At 38.6% G+C, this 21,230-nt stretch carries 23 protein-coding genes; 18 read left to right on the plus strand and 5 right to left on the minus strand.

Annotated elements, in window-relative coordinates; translation table 11 throughout:
* Positions 1-8: 8 nt before the first annotated feature.
* From CPT03_RS07155 to CPT03_RS07210, 12 genes are all read left to right on the plus strand, one after another.
* Positions 9-1,049, plus strand: a complete 1,041-nt coding sequence (locus tag CPT03_RS07155) for a hypothetical protein (protein ID WP_157766375.1) — start codon at positions 9-11, stop codon at positions 1,047-1,049.
* Positions 1,050-1,069: 20 nt separating this feature from the next.
* Entirely contained in the window at positions 1,070-3,907 is a 2,838-nt protein-coding gene (locus CPT03_RS07160; protein WP_099438207.1) for a M16 family metallopeptidase, read from the plus strand.
* A 17-nt stretch (positions 3,908-3,924) separates the two neighbouring features.
* Positions 3,925-4,983, plus strand: a complete 1,059-nt coding sequence (locus CPT03_RS07165; RefSeq protein ID WP_099438208.1) for a thioredoxin family protein — start codon at positions 3,925-3,927, stop codon at positions 4,981-4,983.
* A gap of 89 nt (positions 4,984-5,072) precedes the next feature.
* Positions 5,073-5,465, plus strand: coding sequence for a helix-turn-helix domain-containing protein (locus tag CPT03_RS07170; RefSeq protein WP_099438209.1), 393 nt, complete (start codon positions 5,073-5,075; stop codon positions 5,463-5,465).
* A 126-nt stretch (positions 5,466-5,591) separates the two neighbouring features.
* Positions 5,592-6,854 carry an aminotransferase class I/II-fold pyridoxal phosphate-dependent enzyme gene (locus CPT03_RS07175; RefSeq protein WP_099438210.1) on the plus strand — a complete coding sequence of 421 codons (1,263 nt, stop codon included), beginning with the start codon at positions 5,592-5,594 and terminating at the stop codon, positions 6,852-6,854.
* Between the two features lie 5 nt (positions 6,855-6,859).
* A complete protein-coding gene (locus tag CPT03_RS07180) occupies positions 6,860-8,617 on the plus strand; it encodes a TetR/AcrR family transcriptional regulator (RefSeq protein WP_099438211.1) in 1,758 nt (585 codons plus the stop codon).
* A gap of 33 nt (positions 8,618-8,650) precedes the next feature.
* Complete coding sequence (locus CPT03_RS07185) at positions 8,651-8,986, plus strand: hypothetical protein (protein WP_099438212.1); 336 nt, start codon at positions 8,651-8,653, stop codon at positions 8,984-8,986.
* 14 nt (positions 8,987-9,000) lie between these two features.
* Positions 9,001-9,339, plus strand: coding sequence for a YnfA family protein (locus CPT03_RS07190; RefSeq protein ID WP_099438213.1), 339 nt, complete (start codon positions 9,001-9,003; stop codon positions 9,337-9,339).
* A gap of 1 nt (position 9,340) precedes the next feature.
* On the plus strand, positions 9,341-9,607 hold the full coding sequence (locus tag CPT03_RS07195) for a hypothetical protein (RefSeq protein ID WP_099438214.1): 267 nt from the start codon (positions 9,341-9,343) through the stop codon (positions 9,605-9,607).
* Between the two features lie 266 nt (positions 9,608-9,873).
* Positions 9,874-10,137 carry a hypothetical protein gene (locus CPT03_RS07200; RefSeq protein WP_099438215.1) on the plus strand — a complete coding sequence of 88 codons (264 nt, stop codon included), beginning with the start codon at positions 9,874-9,876 and terminating at the stop codon, positions 10,135-10,137.
* Positions 10,124-10,771: a zeta toxin family protein gene (locus CPT03_RS07205; protein ID WP_099438216.1), complete on the plus strand. Its 648-nt coding sequence runs from the start codon at positions 10,124-10,126 to the stop codon at positions 10,769-10,771. Before CPT03_RS07200 ends, CPT03_RS07205 begins: the two co-directional genes overlap by 14 nt.
* Positions 10,772-11,171: 400 nt before the next feature.
* A complete protein-coding gene (locus tag CPT03_RS07210) occupies positions 11,172-11,894 on the plus strand; it encodes a carboxypeptidase-like regulatory domain-containing protein (RefSeq protein ID WP_099438217.1) in 723 nt (240 codons plus the stop codon).
* Between the two features lie 13 nt (positions 11,895-11,907).
* Here CPT03_RS07210 and CPT03_RS07215 read toward each other — a convergent pair whose 3' ends face one another.
* On the minus strand, positions 11,908-12,192 hold the full coding sequence (locus CPT03_RS07215) for a hypothetical protein (RefSeq protein ID WP_099438218.1): 285 nt from the start codon (positions 12,190-12,192) through the stop codon (positions 11,908-11,910).
* Between the two features lie 238 nt (positions 12,193-12,430).
* On the opposite strand from CPT03_RS07215, the gene CPT03_RS07220 reads away from it, so the two are divergent.
* On the plus strand, positions 12,431-13,333 hold the full coding sequence (locus CPT03_RS07220) for a helix-turn-helix domain-containing protein (RefSeq protein WP_099438219.1): 903 nt from the start codon (positions 12,431-12,433) through the stop codon (positions 13,331-13,333).
* Between the two features lie 82 nt (positions 13,334-13,415).
* Positions 13,416-14,255 (plus strand): SDR family NAD(P)-dependent oxidoreductase, encoded by an 840-nt coding sequence (locus tag CPT03_RS07225; RefSeq protein WP_099438220.1) that lies wholly within the window; start codon positions 13,416-13,418, stop codon positions 14,253-14,255.
* Here CPT03_RS07225 and CPT03_RS07230 read toward each other — a convergent pair whose 3' ends face one another.
* Together CPT03_RS07230 and CPT03_RS07235 are read right to left on the minus strand one after the other, a co-directional pair.
* A complete protein-coding gene (locus CPT03_RS07230; protein ID WP_099438221.1) occupies positions 14,256-14,489 on the minus strand; it encodes a hypothetical protein in 234 nt (77 codons plus the stop codon).
* Positions 14,490-14,711: 222 nt separating this feature from the next.
* Positions 14,712-15,353: a hydrolase gene (locus tag CPT03_RS07235; protein WP_099438222.1), complete on the minus strand. Its 642-nt coding sequence runs from the start codon at positions 15,351-15,353 to the stop codon at positions 14,712-14,714.
* A gap of 257 nt (positions 15,354-15,610) precedes the next feature.
* On the opposite strand from CPT03_RS07235, the gene CPT03_RS23360 reads away from it, so the two are divergent.
* The 4 genes from CPT03_RS23360 to CPT03_RS07255 all read left to right on the plus strand — a co-directional run bounded on the left by CPT03_RS23360 (position 15,611) and on the right by CPT03_RS07255 (position 20,032).
* Entirely contained in the window at positions 15,611-15,748 is a 138-nt protein-coding gene (locus CPT03_RS23360) for a MepB family protein (protein ID WP_099438223.1), read from the plus strand.
* Between the two features lie 47 nt (positions 15,749-15,795).
* Positions 15,796-16,443 carry a class I SAM-dependent methyltransferase gene (locus CPT03_RS07245; protein ID WP_099438224.1) on the plus strand — a complete coding sequence of 216 codons (648 nt, stop codon included), beginning with the start codon at positions 15,796-15,798 and terminating at the stop codon, positions 16,441-16,443.
* Between the two features lie 36 nt (positions 16,444-16,479).
* Positions 16,480-17,562 (plus strand): acetylserotonin O-methyltransferase, encoded by a 1,083-nt coding sequence (locus tag CPT03_RS07250; protein ID WP_245869997.1) that lies wholly within the window; start codon positions 16,480-16,482, stop codon positions 17,560-17,562.
* A gap of 112 nt (positions 17,563-17,674) precedes the next feature.
* The gene (locus CPT03_RS07255; RefSeq protein ID WP_099438225.1) at positions 17,675-20,032 is read left to right on the plus strand and encodes a hypothetical protein; all 2,358 of its coding nucleotides are present in this window, start codon (positions 17,675-17,677) and stop codon (positions 20,030-20,032) included.
* A 119-nt stretch (positions 20,033-20,151) separates the two neighbouring features.
* Here CPT03_RS07255 and CPT03_RS07260 read toward each other — a convergent pair whose 3' ends face one another.
* Positions 20,152-20,676 carry a hypothetical protein gene (locus CPT03_RS07260; protein ID WP_099438226.1) on the minus strand — a complete coding sequence of 175 codons (525 nt, stop codon included), beginning with the start codon at positions 20,674-20,676 and terminating at the stop codon, positions 20,152-20,154.
* An 18-nt stretch (positions 20,677-20,694) separates the two neighbouring features.
* Entirely contained in the window at positions 20,695-21,138 is a 444-nt protein-coding gene (locus CPT03_RS07265; protein WP_099438227.1) for an SRPBCC family protein, read from the minus strand.
* Between the last annotated feature and the right edge of the window lie 92 nt (positions 21,139-21,230).

Consider the following 21,230-nt stretch of genomic DNA (forward strand, 5'->3'; position numbering starts at 1 on the left):
TAATTATTATGATTACGAATAGAATATTTACGCTATTGGTCTTGTTTGTATTGAGCGTTTTAGGGATTACATGTTTGAAATGTTTATCAGATTATAAACTCAATATTTTTAATGGATTTATCCGGAAACTCCCTCCGTTTCAGATTACCGCAAATCAATTGAAAGATTTAAAGAATGATAAAAAGTATATAGCAGGAGTTGCAAATGGCAAAGTCTTTATCGGTGATATGAATGTTAAAAACAAGCTCCTTAGCTTTGATTTGGGTACGGCTGATACAATTACTGTATTAGTTAAAGCAAGTAATGATGTTAAGATCTTTGGTGATGCTGTGCTTAAAACAGAATTTAATAGATTCTATCTAATGGATGGCATGGCTGCTAAAATCTTATCAGGAGATGTGTCAAAAAAACAATTAATCAAGATAATATCAACTCCAAATTTTACTGAGGTTTTACCAATTTCGACTAATTCCTTTTTGTTTAGACGGATTGATAATCAAAAGCATGAGAATGTATTAGTCAAGCAGAATAATAATGAAGAGATCCTACATCCGAAAACAAAATTGCTGAAAAAGCAAGTTGATGGTTTGTTTTGTACGGATGGGCTGATGGCGAAAGTACCTAATGCGAATAAGATCTTTTACGTTTACTATTACAGAAATCAAATTATTTGTCTGGACACCAATTTGAACTTGCTGTATACAAAGAGGACCGTTGATACCGTGAGCCATGCAAAAATAACCGTGGCAAAAATTAAATCGTCAAACGAGATCACGATGGCATCGCCACCTTTATTTGTTAACAAGCAGGTTAGTGCAACCGAAAAATATCTGTTTCTTCGATCTATGCTAAAAGCTGATAATGAAACCGTATCAACATTTGAAAAAGTAGCGGTGATAGATGTTTATGATGTAGAAAACGTAGCGTATCAATTTAGTTTTTACCTGCCGGATTTGGATAAAAATAAGTTGACAGATTTTAAAGTGTTTGGTAATACATTGGTCGCCTTATTCGGGCGATATCTGTACACGTTCAAATTGAATTTCTAAAATACTATTAATTCCAGATAATGAATTTTAATAAAAACCAAGAGCAATCTATTTTTCTGCTGCTGATCATCGTATTTAATCTATCGATTTTTTGTACGAAAGTTAATGCTCAGGAAAAGCCTCAGAAGTTGATACCGTTTGATGCTGCTATCAAGACGGGTAAACTTAGTAATGGCTTTACCTATTATATCAAAAAGAATACGGAACCGAAGCACCGGGTTACCCTATACCTGGTAGTAAAGGCTGGATCTATATTGGAAGATGAAAACCAGCTTGGCCTGGCACATTTTATGGAACACATGAGTTTTAACGGCACCAAACATTTTCCGAAAAACGAATTAGTAGCGTATCTCCAAAAATCTGGAATTCGCTTTGGCGCAGACCTGAACGCTTATACCGGTTTTGATGAAACAGTATATCAGTTACCTATTCCCACCGATAATGCGGAAATATTGAAAAACGGAATGCAGATTATACGTGATTGGGCGCAGGATGCCACATTAGATCCGGAGGAAATAGACCGCGAACGTGGTGTGGTGTTAGAAGAAAAACGTCTACGCGGAGGGGCTCAGCAAAGAGTGCAGGAGCAGACGTTACCAGCCCTACTTAACTACTCCAAATATGCAAAGCGACTACCCATTGGTACTGAGGTAGTATTAAAGAATTTCACACCCGCAGTAATTCGCTCTTTTTACAAGGACTGGTATCGGCCAGACCTACAGGCTATAATTGTAGTTGGAGATATCGACATGGTTGCTATTGAAAAAGAGGTAATACGTTTATTTTCGGATCTGAAAATGCCTGGACAACCCAGGAAACGCAATATTTACAACATTGCACTGGATGGTAAAAACAAATTCAAGACTGTAATAGATCCTGAATTGTCTGAAACTACTGTTGAGTTCCTGATCAAGCATAAGGAAAAGATCATCAAAAACGAAACTGATTTTAAGGAGACCTTAATCAGGAACCTGTTTTCAAAGATGTTTGCTGCGCGACTTGCTGAATCATCAAAAAGGCCGGATGCGCCTTTTATGAAATTGCAGGGCGGCTATGGAGAATTGATGGGTGGTCTAAATGCTTTGTCTGTAAGTCTCATTCCACGTAAAGGGGAGCTTGAGGCAGGGCTCAAAGCAGGATGGACAGAAGTGGATGGTATACGCAGAAATGGGTTTGTACAGACCGAACTTAGTCGGATGAAACAAGAGCTGATGAGTGAAGTTGAAGTGTCATTAAGAGAAAAAGATAAACAAAACTCTACAGCTTTAGCCGATCAATACAAAGTCCATTTTCTAAAAGGCCAAGCTGTGCCAGGTATCGAAAAAGAGTATGCATTGGTAAAAAAGTTCCTGCCGGAGATTACCCTTGCGCAATTGAATGCTGCTGCTAAAGCAATGATTAAGGCTACAGATCGGGATGTCATCATTACTGCTCCTATGGCTGAGAAGAATCAATTCCCTAGTCAGCATACGGTATATGCCTGGTTACAGCAGGTTCAGCAGTCAAAAATTAAGCCTTATACAGAAACCAAATCAAGTTTAGGGTTAATGACTAATTTGCCACTGAAAGGTAGCATTACAGCTGAAAAACAAATTGCTAACATAGGTGTCACTGAATGGACACTGAGCAATGGGGCGAAGGTGGTACTGAAGCCAACAAATTATAAGAACGATGAGATTGTATTCCTGTCCCTTAGCCCTGGAGGAACTTCTCTGTACAATAATGTAGACTACGAATCTGCTGCCAGTGCTGCTGGTATCATCGCGAGCTTTGGGCTTGGAGATCATGATAACATTGGCCTTCCCAAATTACTTAACGGCAAACAAGTTTCGATGCAGCCTTTTATAGCTGATAGAGTGGAGGGTTTACAAGGTGTTTCGACGGTAAAGGATCTTAGGACAGCAATGGAATTGGTTCATTTGTATTTTACGGCGCCGCGTAAGGACACCGCGCTTTTCCGTACAATCATCAGGAATTCCGCTCAGCAGATCAGTGGTCGCTATACGGATCCGAATAATGTCTTTGCTGATACCATTTCTGCTGTACTGGGTGCTTACAATTTAAGAAGGGCCGGCCCGAGCCTTGAGAAGCTGAATAGCATCACGCTGGATAAGGTGTCGAAGATCTATAAAGAGCGTTTCGCTGATGCAGGTGATTTCACTTTCTTTTTTGTAGGAAGCTTTAATCCAGACACACTTAGGCTTCAAGTAGAACAATGCCTGGCATCATTGCCATCGAGTGGGGTAATTGAGCAAGCGAAAGACCTCGGGATACGTACACCAAAAGGTAAAATTTCCAAAGTGGTAAAGGCAGGTAAAGAAGATAAAGCTACAGTAAAACTGGTATTTACTGGTGACTACGAGTTTAATGCCGAGAATAACTTATCTCTATCTGCGTTAAAGGAGATTTTGCAGTTCCGGCTGACAGAGAGATTGAGGGAGGTCGAAGGCGGTGTATATACACCTGGTGTTTTAATGAATAGGACCAAGTACCCTGCTAGTCGATATAGTTTTACAGTAAATTTTGGCTGCGCACCGGCAAATGTGGAAAAACTTATAGCCGCGACACTGGATGAGTTAAAACAATTAAGGGAAAACGGTATCTCACCAATTGATTTGCAAAAGTTTAAGGCAGAGCAAATCCGTCAAAATGAGCTGATGGAAAAGAGCAATAGTTTCTGGCTGAATTATTTATCGTCTCAATATCTTGATGGTGAAGACCCGAAAGCATTTTTAAAGGCTAATACTGAAATTGAACAGCTGAACGTAGGCACACTTCAGCAAGCGGCAAAGAAGTATTTAAATGAAGATAATTACATCAGGTTTGTGCTGTTGCCAAAGCAGATACCCGGATCATAAATAAGGATGCATAAAAAATGAAAATACTTACAAAAACATTATTGATCACTGTGTTGACTTTTAATACGTTAACACCTGTCCGGGCCCAGGGCCTGAAGTTTGAAAACGGGCTAAGCTGGGAGCAAGTAAAACAAAAGGCTAAAGCCGAAAATAAGCCGATTTTTTTGGATGTAATGGCTACCTGGTGCGGGTCCTGTAAGTACATGGACGCCAATGTGTATTCCAATGATACTGTACAGCAATATTTTAAAGATAAGTTTATTTCGGTAAAGGTTCAAACTGACCAGACTTCCGGGGATGATGCCAATGTGAAGGCATGGTATGATGATGCCAGGAAAATTTCTACCCAATATAAAGTGACCGGTTTGCCTTCTTTGATTTTTTTAGATACGGATGGTAATTTGTTGTATAAACATGCCGGGGGCAAGGATGTTCAGGGTTTGATTGCAACAGCTCAGTTTGCGCAACAGCGAGAGAATCAATATTGGCCATTATTACAAGCGTATTTGGGTGGTAAAAAGGATCCGGAATTTCTGAAGAAATTTGGGGATATGGCAAGGAATATGGGCTATTCGCTGTTGGCCGATAAGATAATCGGAAAGGACTATTTTTCAAGGATTGGTGGTGTTAAAGCTTTTGTTCCCTCTAAAGAATTTTCTGGAAACTGGCATATTAATTATCAGGAATCTGATTTTGGGAAATTTCCACTTAGGTTGATGCCGAAATCGATCAAAATCGTGCAATCTGGTAATGTATTTCAAATTGAGCGATTTACAGAGAGTGAGACAAGCGAAACTTTTTCAATTGCGGAAAACTTAAAAACTGATGGACATCAGGTAGATACGCACATTCGTGAAGATCGGATAAAACGTAGTGTGCTGATCAATGAGCCAGATAAGGGTGAAATTCTGCAGTATGCTGAGTTTACTTTACCGGGAAGCAAATTTGAGCTGGACTTTGAGAGCTATGAACATCTTGGACTTTCAAAAGATGGCAAGGTGTTGACTATAGAAAAAAAGGTGAATGTTGGTGGAGGTCAAGGGTATTCTGTAAAAGGTGTATATGTTAAAGATTAAATATGTCAGCGATTCTGATATGTTTTAGGTGAAGGCGTTTCCGTTTTAAATTCAATAAAGAAGGACATTAAATAATTGAAAACTGTGATATGAATACAGCGAATTTAACTTATGAAGTTCAGGGTGTATACGTGGTTCAGAATGTTCCTGATCGTATACGGGTTATAGTCAATCTGACCAGATTAATTGATCAGCATTTTACTCAGCAAAGAAGCCCCGCTTTTTATGCTAATGCATTATCCATAAATGAACATATGTTAAACAAATATTGCAGAATGGTAATGGATAGAACGGTATATGAACTCGTTCAGGAGAAGTTACACCGCGAAGCATTAAAGTTGCTGATCACGACAGATTGGTCCGTAAAGCGAATTGCATACGAACTTGGCTGTAGTGATCCCTGTTATTTTAACCGCTGCTTTAAGAAAAAAACCGGAATTACCCCAAAGAAATTCAGACAGTATGGCTTTAGAATATATTAAGTGTACGTATTCGGGAGTTGGTGGTTTCCCCAGTTGCTATTTGTTAAAAACTTTTACCCGATATGTCCCCGCTTAGGGATTTAAGCGGATATATCTTCGCCGTTGAACTAAAAACTTATTATTTGTATGGACAAAAACTTTTTACAAACAGCATCATTTAAAGATTTTGAGAATCCGGCAGGCCAGCACATTTACCAGAAAGCAAAACAATTTGGTGAATACATTGCTGACTGGGACAGTCGCGGACACTGGAACTACAGACAGGTATGTTTGAACGGGTCGTTACCCGAAGTAACATTGGACTTGCCAGGGAATCCCAACAAGACATTTGTAGCCACAGTGTTTAACGACTACTTAGGATTGAGTCAGCACCCCGGGGTAATTGCTGCGGCCATAGCCGGCATAGAAAAATACGGTGTAGGATCAACAGCCAGCCCAGCCATAGGCGGGCACATGGACTTTCACAGGGACATTGAAGAAAAGATTGCCGGATTTTTTAACAGAAAAGCAGCCATGCTTTTTACAACAGGCTATACCGCCAATAGTGCTACCATGCAGGCTTTGTTTAAAAAAGAAGACCTGGCGCTTGTGGATGCCGGAGTGCACTCCAGCATGATAGAAGGTGTAAAGTACACTACTAATGTGAAGACCTTTTTGCACAATAACCTGGAGCACCTGGAAAGGTTGCTGAAAACAAACAAAGACAAGTACAGGAGTATAATAGTTGTTGTAGATGGAGTTTACAGTCAGCCGGCAGACCTGGCACCTTTAGGGGATATTGTAAAACTATGCAAGCAATATGGTGCTTTTTTGGCCATGGATGATGCCCATGGAATAGGTGTAATAGGTGAAAGCGGCAGAGGAGTGATAGAGCTGCATGATGCCTATAAAGATGTAGACATTATTACGGGAACATTTAGCAAAACCTTTGGCCATTTAGGTGGCTATGTGGTAGCGGAACCAGAGATAATTGAATATTTGAAGTTTCAGGCGGCACAGCATATCTTTTCAGTTGCACCAACACCGGCATCGGTATGTGTGATGAAAAGCATAGACCTTGTTGATGAAGAACCGTGGCGGAAGCTGAAGCTTTGGGAAAACATTAATTACCTGAAAAAGGGACTGCATGACCTGCGGCTGAATACAGAAAATAGTGCAAGCGCGATAGTACCTGTGATTATTGGCAGGCCTGGCCAGAATGCGGAAGTATGTAAATGGCTGCTGGAGGCAGGTATATATACCAACCAGATCGGTTATCCTGCGGTAAACCTGAAAAGTGCAAGGATAAGGATGAGCATTACCGCTGCGCATACCCTGGATCACATGGACAGGATACTAAATGCCTGGGAGTGGGTGAAAACTAAAGAGAATATTAAAAATTTTGAATAGGTAATATGGCTACACCCAGACGTCGGATCAGGATCAGGGATAAGGATGCCACCATGAAGCAGTTTATAGATGCGATTGGTGATATACTTAGAGCGGAAGGTTATAGCGGTTTAAAAGTAAACAGGATTGCCCGTTATACGGGTAAGGACAAGACTTTGATAGCCCGTTATTTTACTGACCTTGCCGGTCTGCAACGTGCATACATTATGGAGAAGGATTACTGGATCCCGATCTTTGAAAGGTTTGTACTTACCGATGTTGATGGTATAGCGGAGATCAAAGAGACATTTGTGACTCTGATGCAGGAGAATTTTGATTTTTTCAGCAGCAATTCAGAAATGCAGCATATCATCCTGTGGCAGATCAGTGAAGAAAATGACCTGATGACCGAAATTTCGAACGGACGGGAGGAACATGGTGACCGGTTGTTTGAGCTGACAGATCCGACTTTTGAAGGGTCAGACGTGAACTTCAGGGCTGTGATTGGTCTGCTGCTAGGTGGTATTTATTATATGGTTTTGCATGCCGCGACCAATAAAAGCAAGGTATGCGGGATTGACCTGAACAGGGAATCGGATAAGCTTGAGATCTTGAAAACAATTGAACAGTTGATTACCTGGGCTTGTGAACGGGCCGATCCTAACGAAAAATTAAACCAATCCAGATATATGATGAATTACCAGTTTGAGCTGCTGGAGACATTTGCAGTTCAATTATCAGCGAAGACAGATACGACAGAAACTAATGTGCCAGATGCGATGATGGTGAATGAAACCAAGAAATTAGGCAGAAATATTCCACATCATGTGACAGGCCTGAATAACGATACCCAGGTTACAAGCTATATGAAAATGTGTATGACCAAGCTTGCCGAGGTTTCGGATCTGCTGTTTGTTCCGGAGCGTAAGTATAATCCGGATGCCGATCTGGTAGTGGATCTACTGATGTCTTTGCTGAAGATGTTTGGTGATACTGTACCGGAGGGAATTATTTTACCCAAATTGTTTTGTAAACGTGAATTTGCAGGGTTTTATGATAAATGGCAGGTGATAAAGGGAAATCTGGAAGGATCGAAAATCGATCCGTTTATCATTGATATTGTTTATCTGCCTTTCTGGAATTTTAGTATGGTGGAGCATGACGTGAGGTGGTGTGATTATAAGTACCTGAAGACTTATGCATCGATAGTTGAACTGGAAACATCGACGGAAGGATTAAATGAGGCAAAGGTGCTGGATCTGATGATTGGGATTGGCATGAACCATTCACGACTGACGGTATATTATACCACACTGATGAAGAATACGTGTGAAGGGTTGCCGGAGTTGAAACGAAGTAAGTTTTTACTGGAATCGCAGACTGCTGTATGCCAGGTAAGCAACAGGACTAATTTGAGATTTGATACCGGTAAAACCACCATAGTTGAAGAGCTAAGCCGCTGGATTGATATGGAACTGAAAAGAAACTTGTCGTTACCGGACGAGCCCGAAGAGGAGAATCCTTTGAGCCTGGGGACGAACCTGAATGCCGGGCAGCTTGCTTACTGGCAAAAGTTACAGCTGGATCATGGTATTTATGAAGAGGTGACTACGCTGGATCAGTTTTCGGATAAGGTATCGCATAATTTTAAAATACGTGGAGGTGCCAGGGCTTCGGCATCAAGTGTAAAATCGAAGCTGTATCCGAAGATTGAAGTGAACTACCGACCGTTGAGAGAGAAGCTGGAGAAGATGCTGGATGAGGTTAAGTTATATGGTAATTGATCTTATATGTTAGCTGTTCTTTGAATTATTGACATGAGTAAAAAGAAGAATGCCAATACGCAGGCAATGCGACAGTCGCGTGCCCAGATTGATCGGAATGCGTTACTGCGATTTGAACGTGCATGTGAATATCTGGTAGGAGCAGGATATTTTGAAAAGTTTAGTGCGTTGTGCAGGCAAAGGTTGCTGAGATCTCGCTATGATGCTGTTAAAATGAAAATGAATGGTGGGGGATTTCAGGATGGCGATGGTATGATATGTCGGGAGATTTTTATAGAGCAATTAAACAAAATGAGCTTTATTACTGCGGTTGGTGAGGAAATGCCTTTGTCGTTGTATACTCCACGGTTTATATTTGCAAATATATAACTTAAAGAGATGATATGGATGTTCTGAAATCGTTGTCCATATTCCTGCTGGCAGGGATTTGTGAAATTGGTGGTGGTTACCTGGTTTGGCTTTGGCTGAAAGAAGACAAACCTTATTGGTATGGTATAGCGGGTGCACTGATACTGGCCTTTTATGGTGTCGTTGCTACCTGGCAGTCTGCAAATTTCGGACGTGTATATGCAACTTATGGCGGCATTTTTATCGTGCTGTCACTGGTGTGGGCATGGAAGGTAGATGGTTTCAAGCCTGATCGTTATGATGTTATCGGTGCGCTGGTTGCGCTCATAGGTGTCTGTATTATCTTTTACGCTCCACGTTCAATTCAACAATAACATGAAATACATTATTCTAACAATTCCTTTATTGGCTTTAGCATTAAGTGGCTGCTGTCAGAACATAAAGGCAAACCCAACTGCTATGAAGGCTAAGAAAACCGAGGGAACCTGTACAGATCTATATACCGATAACTGTTCAGAAAAAACGCTGAGCTGTAAACTGACCAGCCCTGAAATGCAGAAGAGAAAAGCTACTATCATAGCAAGACTGAAGAAACAGGTTCTGGAAAAGAAGGAACTGCCAAATCACAAGGGAGTTATTTAAGCAGTTGAATCTTGGAGATTAAGATATGTCACAAAAGCTGGTAATGAGCATATATACCGCTGTTGGGTTAGGTTAAATCAATAGTAGTTCAAAAAAATATAAAAAATTATGTTAATTAATAGATCGGATATTTCTGTACTTCAACGGCTTTCAGATGCCAAATAGTTGGTTCCTATTGAACATGCAATTGGGTACTCCTAAATGCTTTAAATTTTAATTTTTGTCTTAAATTTTGTATTTTTACACTAAATCATCTGTTTAAAACTATGTCAGATTTAGAGCTTGAAACTAAACATGAGAAATACCTGATTACAATCAGAAATCTGAGGGCAAATAATTTCAGTAAGGATTTACCATTCCTTATTCTTTCCGAAAGTCTCCCAGAAGGACAAGTTTATAAAGAATTTGCTGATGGTCGCATCGAAATCCAAGAAGTTGTATCTGCTGGAAAAAAATTCCGTACACGGGTAATTAAGGTTCTTAAAGGATTGCAGGCAGATAGCGTTCGTAAAACTTATGGATTACTCTAAGCCCACTCTACTAGTAATTTCTGGTCCTAATGGTGCAGGCAAGTCAACTCATATTCAGACCATGCTACCTGACTCATTTGAGGGAATATTTTCTTTTGATAGAGATCGAACTCGTGTCGCTTTTGAACTAGAGCTTCAGACAAAAGGGGTTCTAGAAACAGATATAGTTCCTCGTGCTACTCGCATGATGGAGGAAAAGCTTTTTGAGGAGATGAGAAAAGCTATAAAAAATAAGGAGCATTTCGTATTAGAGACGCCACTTTCACATCCAGATTATTGGAAGTATATAGATATGTTTGTGTCAGCTGGCTATCAGGTTCAACTGAATTATCTTTGCTTAGATAAGGTAGGGGATTGTATTGGTAGGGTTGAACAAAGAGTTCTTGAAGGTGGGCATCTTGTCAGACCAGATACAATTAAAGGTGTATATAATGATAATCTGATGCATATTAATAGTCAGTATCAAAGTTTTCAAAGGATAGAACTCTATGACGGAATGCTAGTGCCAACATTGCTTTGTAGTTTGGATAATAACATCATTGAATATGTATCTCCTAAAGCACTAAAGAAAGCGTGGATCAAAAAAGGATTACCATTGTTGCATACACAACTCAAAAACTTCAAAGTAAAATAGTTAGGCCACCAAGGTTATAATTATCTGTGAATTAGTACATTTATCCGTGTGTCACTTCGGTTCCTGAGTTTTGAATATTCTCCGATACAGTTTTCTTGTTATTATATAGCTATTTCATTAGTATTTTTGCACTAGTTTTCCACATTCCGTAGGTGGTTTCTAGTGTTTAAAGGCAGTTGCTTTTTTGTTACTATTTGTTTGTAATCAACTGATTTGTAGCGATATATATTATGTGTATCGGGAAGTAATCACTGAAAACTACCGCATAATTACGACAACTAATGACAAGTAAATAGTTTGCCAGTAAGAGGGTAAGTGTGCTTTTACCTGCACCACCTTTCTGGTTTCCGATTAAGATGATCATAGTGAAAATGTCGAAATATTAGTTTAAATTCATGTGATGAATAAGCGCTTAGAAATCAGTATACCCAAAAGCTGCTCAGAGAACTGGGCCGGCATGACGCAAGTAGCAGGAGGAAAATACTGTACATCCTGCCAAAAAAAGGTCACTGATTTTACTGATTTCAATGAGAAAGCGATACAAGAGTGGTTTCTGCTGCACCAGAATGAAAAAGTATGCGGAAGGTTTCTCAAGAGTCAGCTGGTTGTACAGGCGGAACCGAAAGTGAGCGTATGGGATATGGTCAGAACGAAGATCCTTGCCGCCTCAGTTCTGTTGTTCCCTTTTGTGCTGAAAGCCTCCCCAAATTTGCCGGTACAAAAGCAAACCATAACAGTAACCCCAGTACAGGAACACACAGCAACCCGAACCGCTGAAAAGCAGCCACAGCCGGCAGACAGCCTGAGAACCATAAAGGGCATAGTTTTGGATAAAAATACAAGAGAGAGCCTGCGGGGAGCGGAAGTTACGATAAAGGGCACCAGAATCAGGTCATTCGCTGACAGTACAGGCAATTTTCAGATCAGTTTCAGTAAGGACGTCAAACCTGTACTGGTCATTGTATACCTTGGATATAAGACCTTTGAACAGGAGGCAGGTACCGATAAGTTCGTTGCATTAATGAGAACTGAAGACACTTCAAAACTCATGGGAGAGGTCTGCATTGTCAGAAGGCCAAGTCTCTTCAAAAAGATAATCCGACCTATCAAAAAAAGCCTCTAATACTTCTAGCTAATTATTTCTTCCAGTACAGGGTCATCCTGATTCGATGGGTAGTCTTTGAGAAAATCATATTCAATTCCGTATGTATATTTTCAGTTTCCCAGCGTGTGTTTCTCTCGAGGTAGCTTGATCCTTCCGAATTTATTGTTTTTGCAGAGGTATCAGCCGATGTGGGTGCACCAAATTGAGCTGCCAGTACCTTTTTGATCCGCTCATATTCCTTATCATATATCGCAAACTTTTTATTCTCGGCTTTCCACATCTTTTGCTTGTCATCGATGTCGTCGTAGCGTCCCATTTCCCAATTATAAGAAATGAGCCTTAGGATAGAGTCACCAGGAGTATAAAAATATTCAGCATATATGGGCAGGTAAACTTGCGCTTTTCTTTGTACAATTACAGGATCAGTAACTACGTATTTTTCGGCCAGAGGATAATATACAACTAGTTACAATATATGTATCGGGAAATAAGCACGTTAAATTACATTAAATGATTGCCTATGGATAGTTATTTGAATTATGTAACTTTGCACTATGGCACGTACAGAAACACTAGAAGATTTTTACAAAAAGAAATTTAATTGGCTACCTGACAATCTTAGCCAGGATATTGGGCACTTTAACGTTTTTCGGACTGAAGACTTTCATGTACCTGGTGCAAAGCCTGTTCAGTATAGCCGAAGAGATTTCTATAAAATTAGTCTGTTCAGGGGTAAGGGTGTTATTCATTATGCAGATAAAAGTATTGAAATGGATGGAACAGCTTTGGTTTTCTTTAATCCGGTTGTCCCTTACACCTTCGAAAACCTGAACGAGATACATTCAGGAAGGTTCTGTATTTATAAAGAGTCTTTCTTTACCGAGACCTTACGTAACAACATTCATCAATTGCCAATGTTTTCTATTGGAGCTAACCCAGTCTATGTACTTAATAGTGAGCAGGAAGCCTTTGTATTCGCTATGTTTGAAAAGATGCTGGCGGAGATTAGTTCCGACTACATTTTTAAATATGATCTCCTTCGCAGCTACGTTACTGAATTGATTCATTACGCCATGAAGATTCAGCCTTCCAACAGGCTTTATCAGCACCCTGATGCAAATTCTCGCATTACTTCGATATTCACGGAGCTTCTTGAGAGACAGTTTCCTATTGAATCTCCATCACAAAGGTTTGACTTGCGCTCAGCTAAAGACTTTGCAGACCAATTATCCGTACATGTAAACCACCTAAACAGAGCTGTCCGCCAGACTACTGGAAAAACTACCACTGATCATATTATGGAACGCCTTGCAAGTGAAGCCAGGGCTCTTTTACGTCACACAAACTGGAATATTTCCGAGATTAGTTATTGCCTGGGTTTTGAAGCTCCAACACATTTTAACAACTTTTTCAAAAAACAAACCAGTACTACACCGTCAGCATTTCGAATTGTTTGAATTTCGTAATAATTGGTTTGATTGGCGTACACGTTAAACTGTTTCTCTGCCATACATTTGTATAATTAAAAACAAACAAAATATGGAGAAGATAAGAACTTGGTTTATTACGGGCGCGTCTAAGGGATTTGGATTACACCTGGTTAAACAATTACTTCAGGCAGGACAGAACGTTGCAGCTACCTCTCGTGATTTAGATGCACTGGTAACTGCTGTTGGTTTTACTGGATCAAACTTTCTACCACTTCAGGTAGAACTTGGTGATGAGGACAGTGTAGGTTGCGCTATTCATCAAACAAATCACGCTTTTAAAGGAATTGATGTTGTAATAAATAATGCGGGCTATGGTATCGGTGGGAGTATCGAAGAATTAAGTGATTACGAAACCCGAAATAGTTTCGAAATAAATGTTTTTGGAACCCTTAATGTTATAAGGCTTGTAATGCCTTATATGCGTAATCAAATGTCGGGACACATTATTAATGTATCGTCAATAGCGGGTATTGCGCCTACAACAGGCTGGTCGGTTTATGCAGCTACGAAATTTTCTGTTGTCGGATTGTCTGAGGTACTTGCTCTGGATGTTGCAGAATTCGGTGTTAAAGTAACTGTGGTGGCCCCTGGTGCATTTCGAACCAATTTTTTAAATGTGGATTCTATTAATATTGCACAACATACCATTTCTGGATATACAGCGATGCATAATGCTCAAAAGATGCTCCTTGAAAAAAACGGGAAGCAAAGTGGTGATCCAGAAAAGGCCGCTACTGCTATTATTGAAGTAGCTAATATGGAAAATCCACCACTTTACTTGTTGCTTGGCGAAGATGCCTACGATCGTGCTATGATTAAATTAGACAGATTGAGAGAAGACTTCTTGCTAAACGAGGAGCTTTCGAAGGCCATGGCTTATAATGGGTAATTAATTATACCTTTTGCCTTTAGAGTCTAAACTTGAGATGTAAAAAATAATCCCAATAACGATAAACAATCCTCCGGTAAAGGTAATCCATGGGAAGGAGTTTATACCGTTAATATTGATTGTCCAGGCATGTCCATCAACTGCATTAACATACTGTAGATTCCGAAATACCAACATGCCTACTATTGTAATAATGGCTCCAAGAACCATTAAGATTTTACTTGATGTTTTCATTTGAATAATATTTAAAGTAAAATGAATTAAAACAATTACATTGCTAATTTAATATAAAATTCAAATAAAATTGTTATTAATATGTAATTAATATTATTTAAGCAATACTACAACTACAAATAACCATTGTATCATACTACTTAATGTTGGATGAAATGAGCATTAGTATTAATCATAATTCCAGCTGATTTTTTAATGCCGGAATTATGATTAATCTATGAATTATTCTGCTTTGTCATAAGAGAATTGGATACCAGCTGTACCACCTGTCTCGATAAATAATTTCATAAATCCAGGAACGGTTTCTGATCTTGCCCAATCCCTCTGTAGCTCACAGAACAATTGCGCTACACTTACCGGTTGTGCACCTGCCTGCTCCATTCTTCTTAAGGCAGCGTCATGAGCGGCCAACGAAGTTCCACCAACAGCGTCAACAACTGGGAAAACCTCATAACCTTCTTTAAGAGCATCTAAAGTAGGAAAAGAAAGGCATGCCTCCGTCCATAGTGCTGTCATTATCAATTTCTTTCTCCCAGTCGCTTTTACAGCTTCAAGAAACTCAACATCTTCCCAAGCGTTAATTGTAGTGCGGTCATACGAGGGCAATCCTGTCATTTCTTTACGCAATTGAGGAATGGTTTCGAAATTTAAACCCGTTTTTACATTAACTGTAGAAAGGATAATGGGTAGCTTATAAAGCTTCGCCATTTTGGTGACACCAACAATGTTGTTAATTAACAATTGCCTATCCATTGAAGCAATTGAATTTACCTGAACTGGCTGATAGTCAATAATGATTAATGCTGCATTTTCAGGAGTTAAAAGATGATCATTTTTTTGGTCCCTGATTGGTAAGCTACTCATGATGTTTGTTATTAAATAATTAAAAAATTCAGTTAATTATGATTTAATTGTTTCAATTGTTTAGTACACCGTGCTAATCTTTTAGAATATTGAAATAGGAGATATGTGCCGCTTCAGAATAGGGAACTATTTTAATTACATAACCTCTGGAATTCTGAATTGGTTTTAATTTTTAGCCTATATTCATAAATAATTTATTCTCCCCTTGATATGGAGGCATTACATTTGAATAAGCAGGGTTTTGGTCAATTCGCGGCATGAGGATCTACCCACCATGGGATGAGGTACACAACAAGCAAGCAAAAAATACGAAAAACTGGCAAAAGGATAATTTTGTAAAAATTGAAGAAAACAATACAACAGCTCTGGAGTTATTGAAAGTATTACTCAAATAAATCTTATATAACTAACGTAAAAGTAGATAGTAGCTTGGGATAAAAATATGAAAATATTAAAGCCAGCCGATGCATTTGACAAATCGGCAAAAATATATCAGGATAAGTTCATGGATGTTAGTCAATTTGCCAATACATTCGATTTCTTTTGCAGCAACATAACAGCCAATAATGCCAATATTTTGGATATCGCTTGTGGCCCCGGAAATATTACAAAGTACTTGCTAGACAGGAAGCCTGACTACAAAATCTTAGGGATCGACCTATCTCCAAAAATGCTCGAACTTGCTCAGGCCAATAACCCTGCGGCTAAATTTCAACTAATGGACTGTCGTAAAATTGGCTCAATCAAACAGAAATTCGACGGGATAATCTGTGGTTTTTGTTTGCCTTATTTAACACCGGAAGAAGCTATAAAGTTGATTGCCTCCGTATCTGAGTTGTTAAAGCCAGGGGGTATGTTTTACCTAAGCACTATGGCCGAGGATGATCATAACAAATCAAGATTTCAAACATCCAGCACCGGTGATCGGGTGTATGTGCATTACCACCAGGAAGTTTTTTTAACTAAAGCTCTCGAAGAGAATAAATTTGAAATAGTCAATTTAAGCCGCTTTAGTTCTCCTGATAAAGATGGTTTAATAATCACTGATTTAGTATTGATTGGGAAATTGAATCTCCGTATTTTAGTATAACTAAATTTAAACCTATCTGGAGTAAAACTCCCTGAAATGAATCTTAATTTATTAAAACTGACAATTAATAAGGAAAGAATGGAAAATCAAACCAACCAACCATCTCCAGAAAATATTATGAAGATTGGTACAGGCTTTTGGGCCTCAAAAATTCTTCTAACTGCAGTGAGTTTTCAATTGTTCACTAAGCTTGCTGAAAAGAAAACCATGAAGGCTAAGGACATCAAAGACTTTTTGGGACTTAAATGTACAGATAGGAATACTTATGATTTTTTAGATGCCTTAACTGCTTTTGGCTTTTTAAAGCGCGAAGGTATTCTGGATACAGCTATTTATTCAAATACTCTCGACACGGATATGTTTTTAGACAAAAACAAGCCATCCTACATCGGAGGTATCCTTGAAATGATGAACAATCGTTTGTACACATTTTGGGGCAACCTTGGCGAGGGCTTACTTACTGGGCTTCCGCAAAATGAAGCAAAAAAGAGCGAGGATTTCTTTGGCCTGATATATCAGGACCCTGAAAAACTAAAAGAATTTACCAGTGCAATGAGTGGTATTCAGATGGGAAATTTCGTGGCCTTTTCTCAAAAATTCGATTTTAAAAAGTATAATACCCTAATAGATGTAGGTGGTTCTGCCGGGTTACTGTCAATTATGGTAGCAACGCACAATCCTCATATGAATTGTACTAGTTTTGATCTACCGCCTGTTCAACCTATCGCAAACACAACTATTCAACAATTCGGATTATCAGATCGTGTGAAAACTGCAAGTGGTGATTTCTTCACTATGCCTATACCTGGTGCAGATATAGTTGTAATGGGAAATATTCTGCACGATTGGAACGAAGAAAATAAAATAGCATTAATGAGAAAAGCTTATGATGCACTGCCCGTTAATGGAGCATTTGTAGCTATTGAGGGGATCATTGACGATGAAAGGAAAGAGAATGTTTTTGGCATGATGATGAGTTTAAATATGTTAATTGAAACAGGAACAGGTTTTGATTATACATTTGCTGATTTTAACAGATGGGCTAATATTGTAGGTTTTAGAACAACTACGCTTCTTCCATTAACCGGTCCATCAAGTGCAGCAATAGCATACAAGTAAAACAAAGCAAAAAAAACATCAATATAGATCAATATTGCAGGAGTTTTTTAAGGATGTGCTAAGTATTTTAGCGATCTGGGTTAGTTCTCATCATACACGCACAAATGATATAATGAAAAAAACAATTTTACTTACTTTTACTTTACTCCTCAATTTTTTCTACTCTTCGGCACAGCAGATCAACCTTAAAACGGATGATCTGGGTCTGAATATCTCTCCCTCTGGTCAGATCATAGCAATGTTAAATCCAAAAACAGGAAAAAACTATTTGGCTGTAGGCGAAAAGGCACCGTTGTTAAGAATTCTTACGCTCAACGAATGGGAAGATCCGGCACAGGCTACATTTAATGGTAAATTAAATATTATAACTCTTAATTATGCCAATTCCAAAGTCTCAGCAGAAGTAAAAGTTATCCAAAAGAAAACCCATTTGATTTTTGAATTAATTCGATTAAGTGTTAAAGATAAAGTAAGTGCGGTTACCTGGGGTTCATATCCAACTATTATTGGACAAACAATTGGAGAAGTTGTTGGCGTGGTACGCGATGGCGATTTTGCAATCGGGCTTCAATCATTAAATGTAAAAACTATCGGAGGAGTATTAAAAAATCCAGAAGGTGCAGATTATTCAAGAGGTTCGGTAGCGATCAGTCAACCTTATGGCAGTAGCTTGCAAGCATTTAGCCTGGACAGATCAAAAGACAGGAAAATTACAGTTTGGAACCAATATCCTAATATGCCTGTTAATGCAATACCAAATGAAACTACTATAGGCTCAAAGATTGCACTTTTTGGGTGCTCAGAAAATCAGGTACTGTCTCGTATTGGTGTAATTGAGCTTGCCGAAGGTCTTCCTCATCCATTAATTAATGGCATTTGGCACAAGCAATCACCCGAAACAGGGAGGGCTTATATGATTTCCGATTTTGATGAAAGTAATATAGATTCGCTGCTAGGCTATACAAAACAGGCAGGACTTATGTCGCTTTATCACGAAAGCCCATTTCAATCCTGGGGTCATTTTGTTTTAAATCCAACAAGCTTCCCTAATGGTAATGATGGAATGAAAGTTTGTGTTGATAAAGCATCAAAAATGGGCATTCGTATAGGTGTACATACACTTAGCAATTTTATAAATACAAATGACCCTTATGTTACGCCTACACCTGATAAACGACTTGCTTTAACCGGATCTTCTGTCTTAACAGAAGATGTAACTTCATCTGCTACTGAAATTACAGTTGAATCTGATGAGTATTTTAAAAACATTAAGCCAAGCACACTACATGCAGTGCAAATTGGCGAGGAAATTATCCGTTTTCGTGAAGTAACATCTAAAAAGCCTTTTAAATTACTTGATTGCCAGCGCGGAGCCTATGGAACAAAGGCATCAGCCTATCAAAAAGGGATTGAAGTAGGTATGATGATGGATTATCCATACAATACGCTTTTCACAAATTTTAATCTTCAGCAGGAAATTGCTGGAAATTTAGGCCGTTTTTTTACTGAAACCGGTGTTTCACAGATGGACTTTGATGGTCACGAAGGATGTCTGTCATCCGGAGAAGGTGATTATGGTATGCAAGCCTTTGCTGAAAAGGTCTTTAAAGACACAAAGCACACACTTGTTAATGGCACCAGTCGATCGAGCCATTATTACTGGCATATTTGTCATTATTGGAATTGGGGAGAACCATGGTATGGCGGATTTCGTGAATCTCAGGGAGATTACCGTTTAGAAAACCAACCTTTTCTTGAAAGAAATTATATGCCTAATATGCTTGGATGGTTTTTGCTTTCTTCAACAACAACAGCAGAAGACATTGAATGGATGATGGCAAGGGCCGCGGGGTATAATGCCGGTTTTGCTTTGGTTGCACGTTATAAAAACCTGCAAAAAAATCCAAATACTACTCAATTACTGAATCTTATTAAGCTTTGGCAAGAAGCCTATAAAAGGAAGATTTTTTCTGCCGATCAATTGACAAGATTAAAGAATCCTGAAAACGACTTTCATCTTGAAAAGAATAACCAGGATTGGAAATTATATCCGTTTAAAAAATTCAAATTTGAGCATGCCAAACAAGTACTTCAACCCGGTCAACCGACCTTTTCTGAATGGCAATTTGTAAATAGTAACCTTGAACAGCCTTTAAATTTCACCCTTACTTTTATGGGGAAAGAAGGTGTAATCCGCAATCCATGGATAGAATTGGATGGCTATTTTAAACTTGAATTGCCAGGCGAATATGAAGCAGGTAATTCAATTGTATGCAACGGAACAACAATAAAAATATATAATAGTAAAGGTGGTTTTAAAAAGGAAATCACATTAAATCAAACTATCCCTAGCTTAAAATCAGGTAAGCACACCATCAAATTTGATTGCGAATTTCCTGATGAAAATGAGCTGACAAATAGATTTATCATCAAAACTATCAGTACACCTGAAATAATTAAAAACAGATAATTTCAATAAGAGAGATCGATAAACAATTGTGCAATAGTTAAAGAAACTATTGCACAATACTATCATTGGTTTTCGCGCTCAAATTTACTCCATTGCTTATGAATAATTGTGTGGATGTATTAATAACCTAACTTATCATCCGTATCGTATTTTACGGCATTATATCCCAATATCTTTCGCATAAGGCCTAATTGGCCAAAAAGATAACTTTCACGGTCAATGCACATGCCTAACATATTGAGCTTATTCTCCTGTACATAAGATATATTCATTCCCAATTCATAAGGCTGCTCTAGTTCAGTCTCTTCAATAGACAATAATTTTTTAAACAAAATTGGCGAGATCTTATGCCATTCTTTTTTTAAAACATCTAAAGATGGATATTCCGCATTTTCATCTAAAGCTTTTCCGTCTTTAAAAAGCGACTCGTTAGGATCTTTCTCCTCGATGCCTACAATACCAGCCATCCAGTATCTGCAGTTAACCAGATTGCCAACCATCCATGTAAAGTGATTGGTTTTATTTTCAATACGCGTTAAGGCATCAGACTCCTTAATACCATCCAATAAATTATTGAACATCTGGCTATGCATCCTATAGCCGGGAATAATAACCTCTAAGGTTTTAGCTTTTGGTTTTTCCATAATTGTAGTTTTAATAAATTACTGTTCCGAGAGTTTTTTTAGTTCTTCCAGCCCTTTAGTAAAGCCGTTATTCATAATTTCTTCCCATTCTTCTCCAACTTGAACAGAAGCATTAAGCTTAGTAATCCCATTATTTTCAGAAAGATGGTATGCCTCAAGCGAACCCGACCAGCTTTTCACTTTTTCGCTGGTGGTATCTTCCTTACCATCTATTACTTCGCCAAGATGCTCAAATACAATATCATAAGGTTCCTTTTTATTTTTAATGGTGCTAATCATGCCATTACCTTTTCCGTCCAGAAAAAGTGTCCTTCCTCCAATCTCCCAATCACTATGCACTTTAGAACCACCGCCAGGATTAAAGGCATCTGTCCATTGCGAATAAGTTGGCTCATTCCAAAGCGTATCCCAAACTTTTTGAGCAGGTGCTTTGATCTCTTTTGTGAATTGTAATGTTTTCATAGAAATAATTTTAAGGTTAATAACTTGTCTAACAAAACTATCGAAAAAAGTAAGCAGCTATAGGGTATCAATGCGACAGTTTAAGGGTTGAA

Source organism: Pedobacter ginsengisoli, assembly GCF_002736205.1.
Lineage (GTDB): Bacteria > Bacteroidota > Bacteroidia > Sphingobacteriales > Sphingobacteriaceae > Pedobacter > Pedobacter ginsengisoli_A.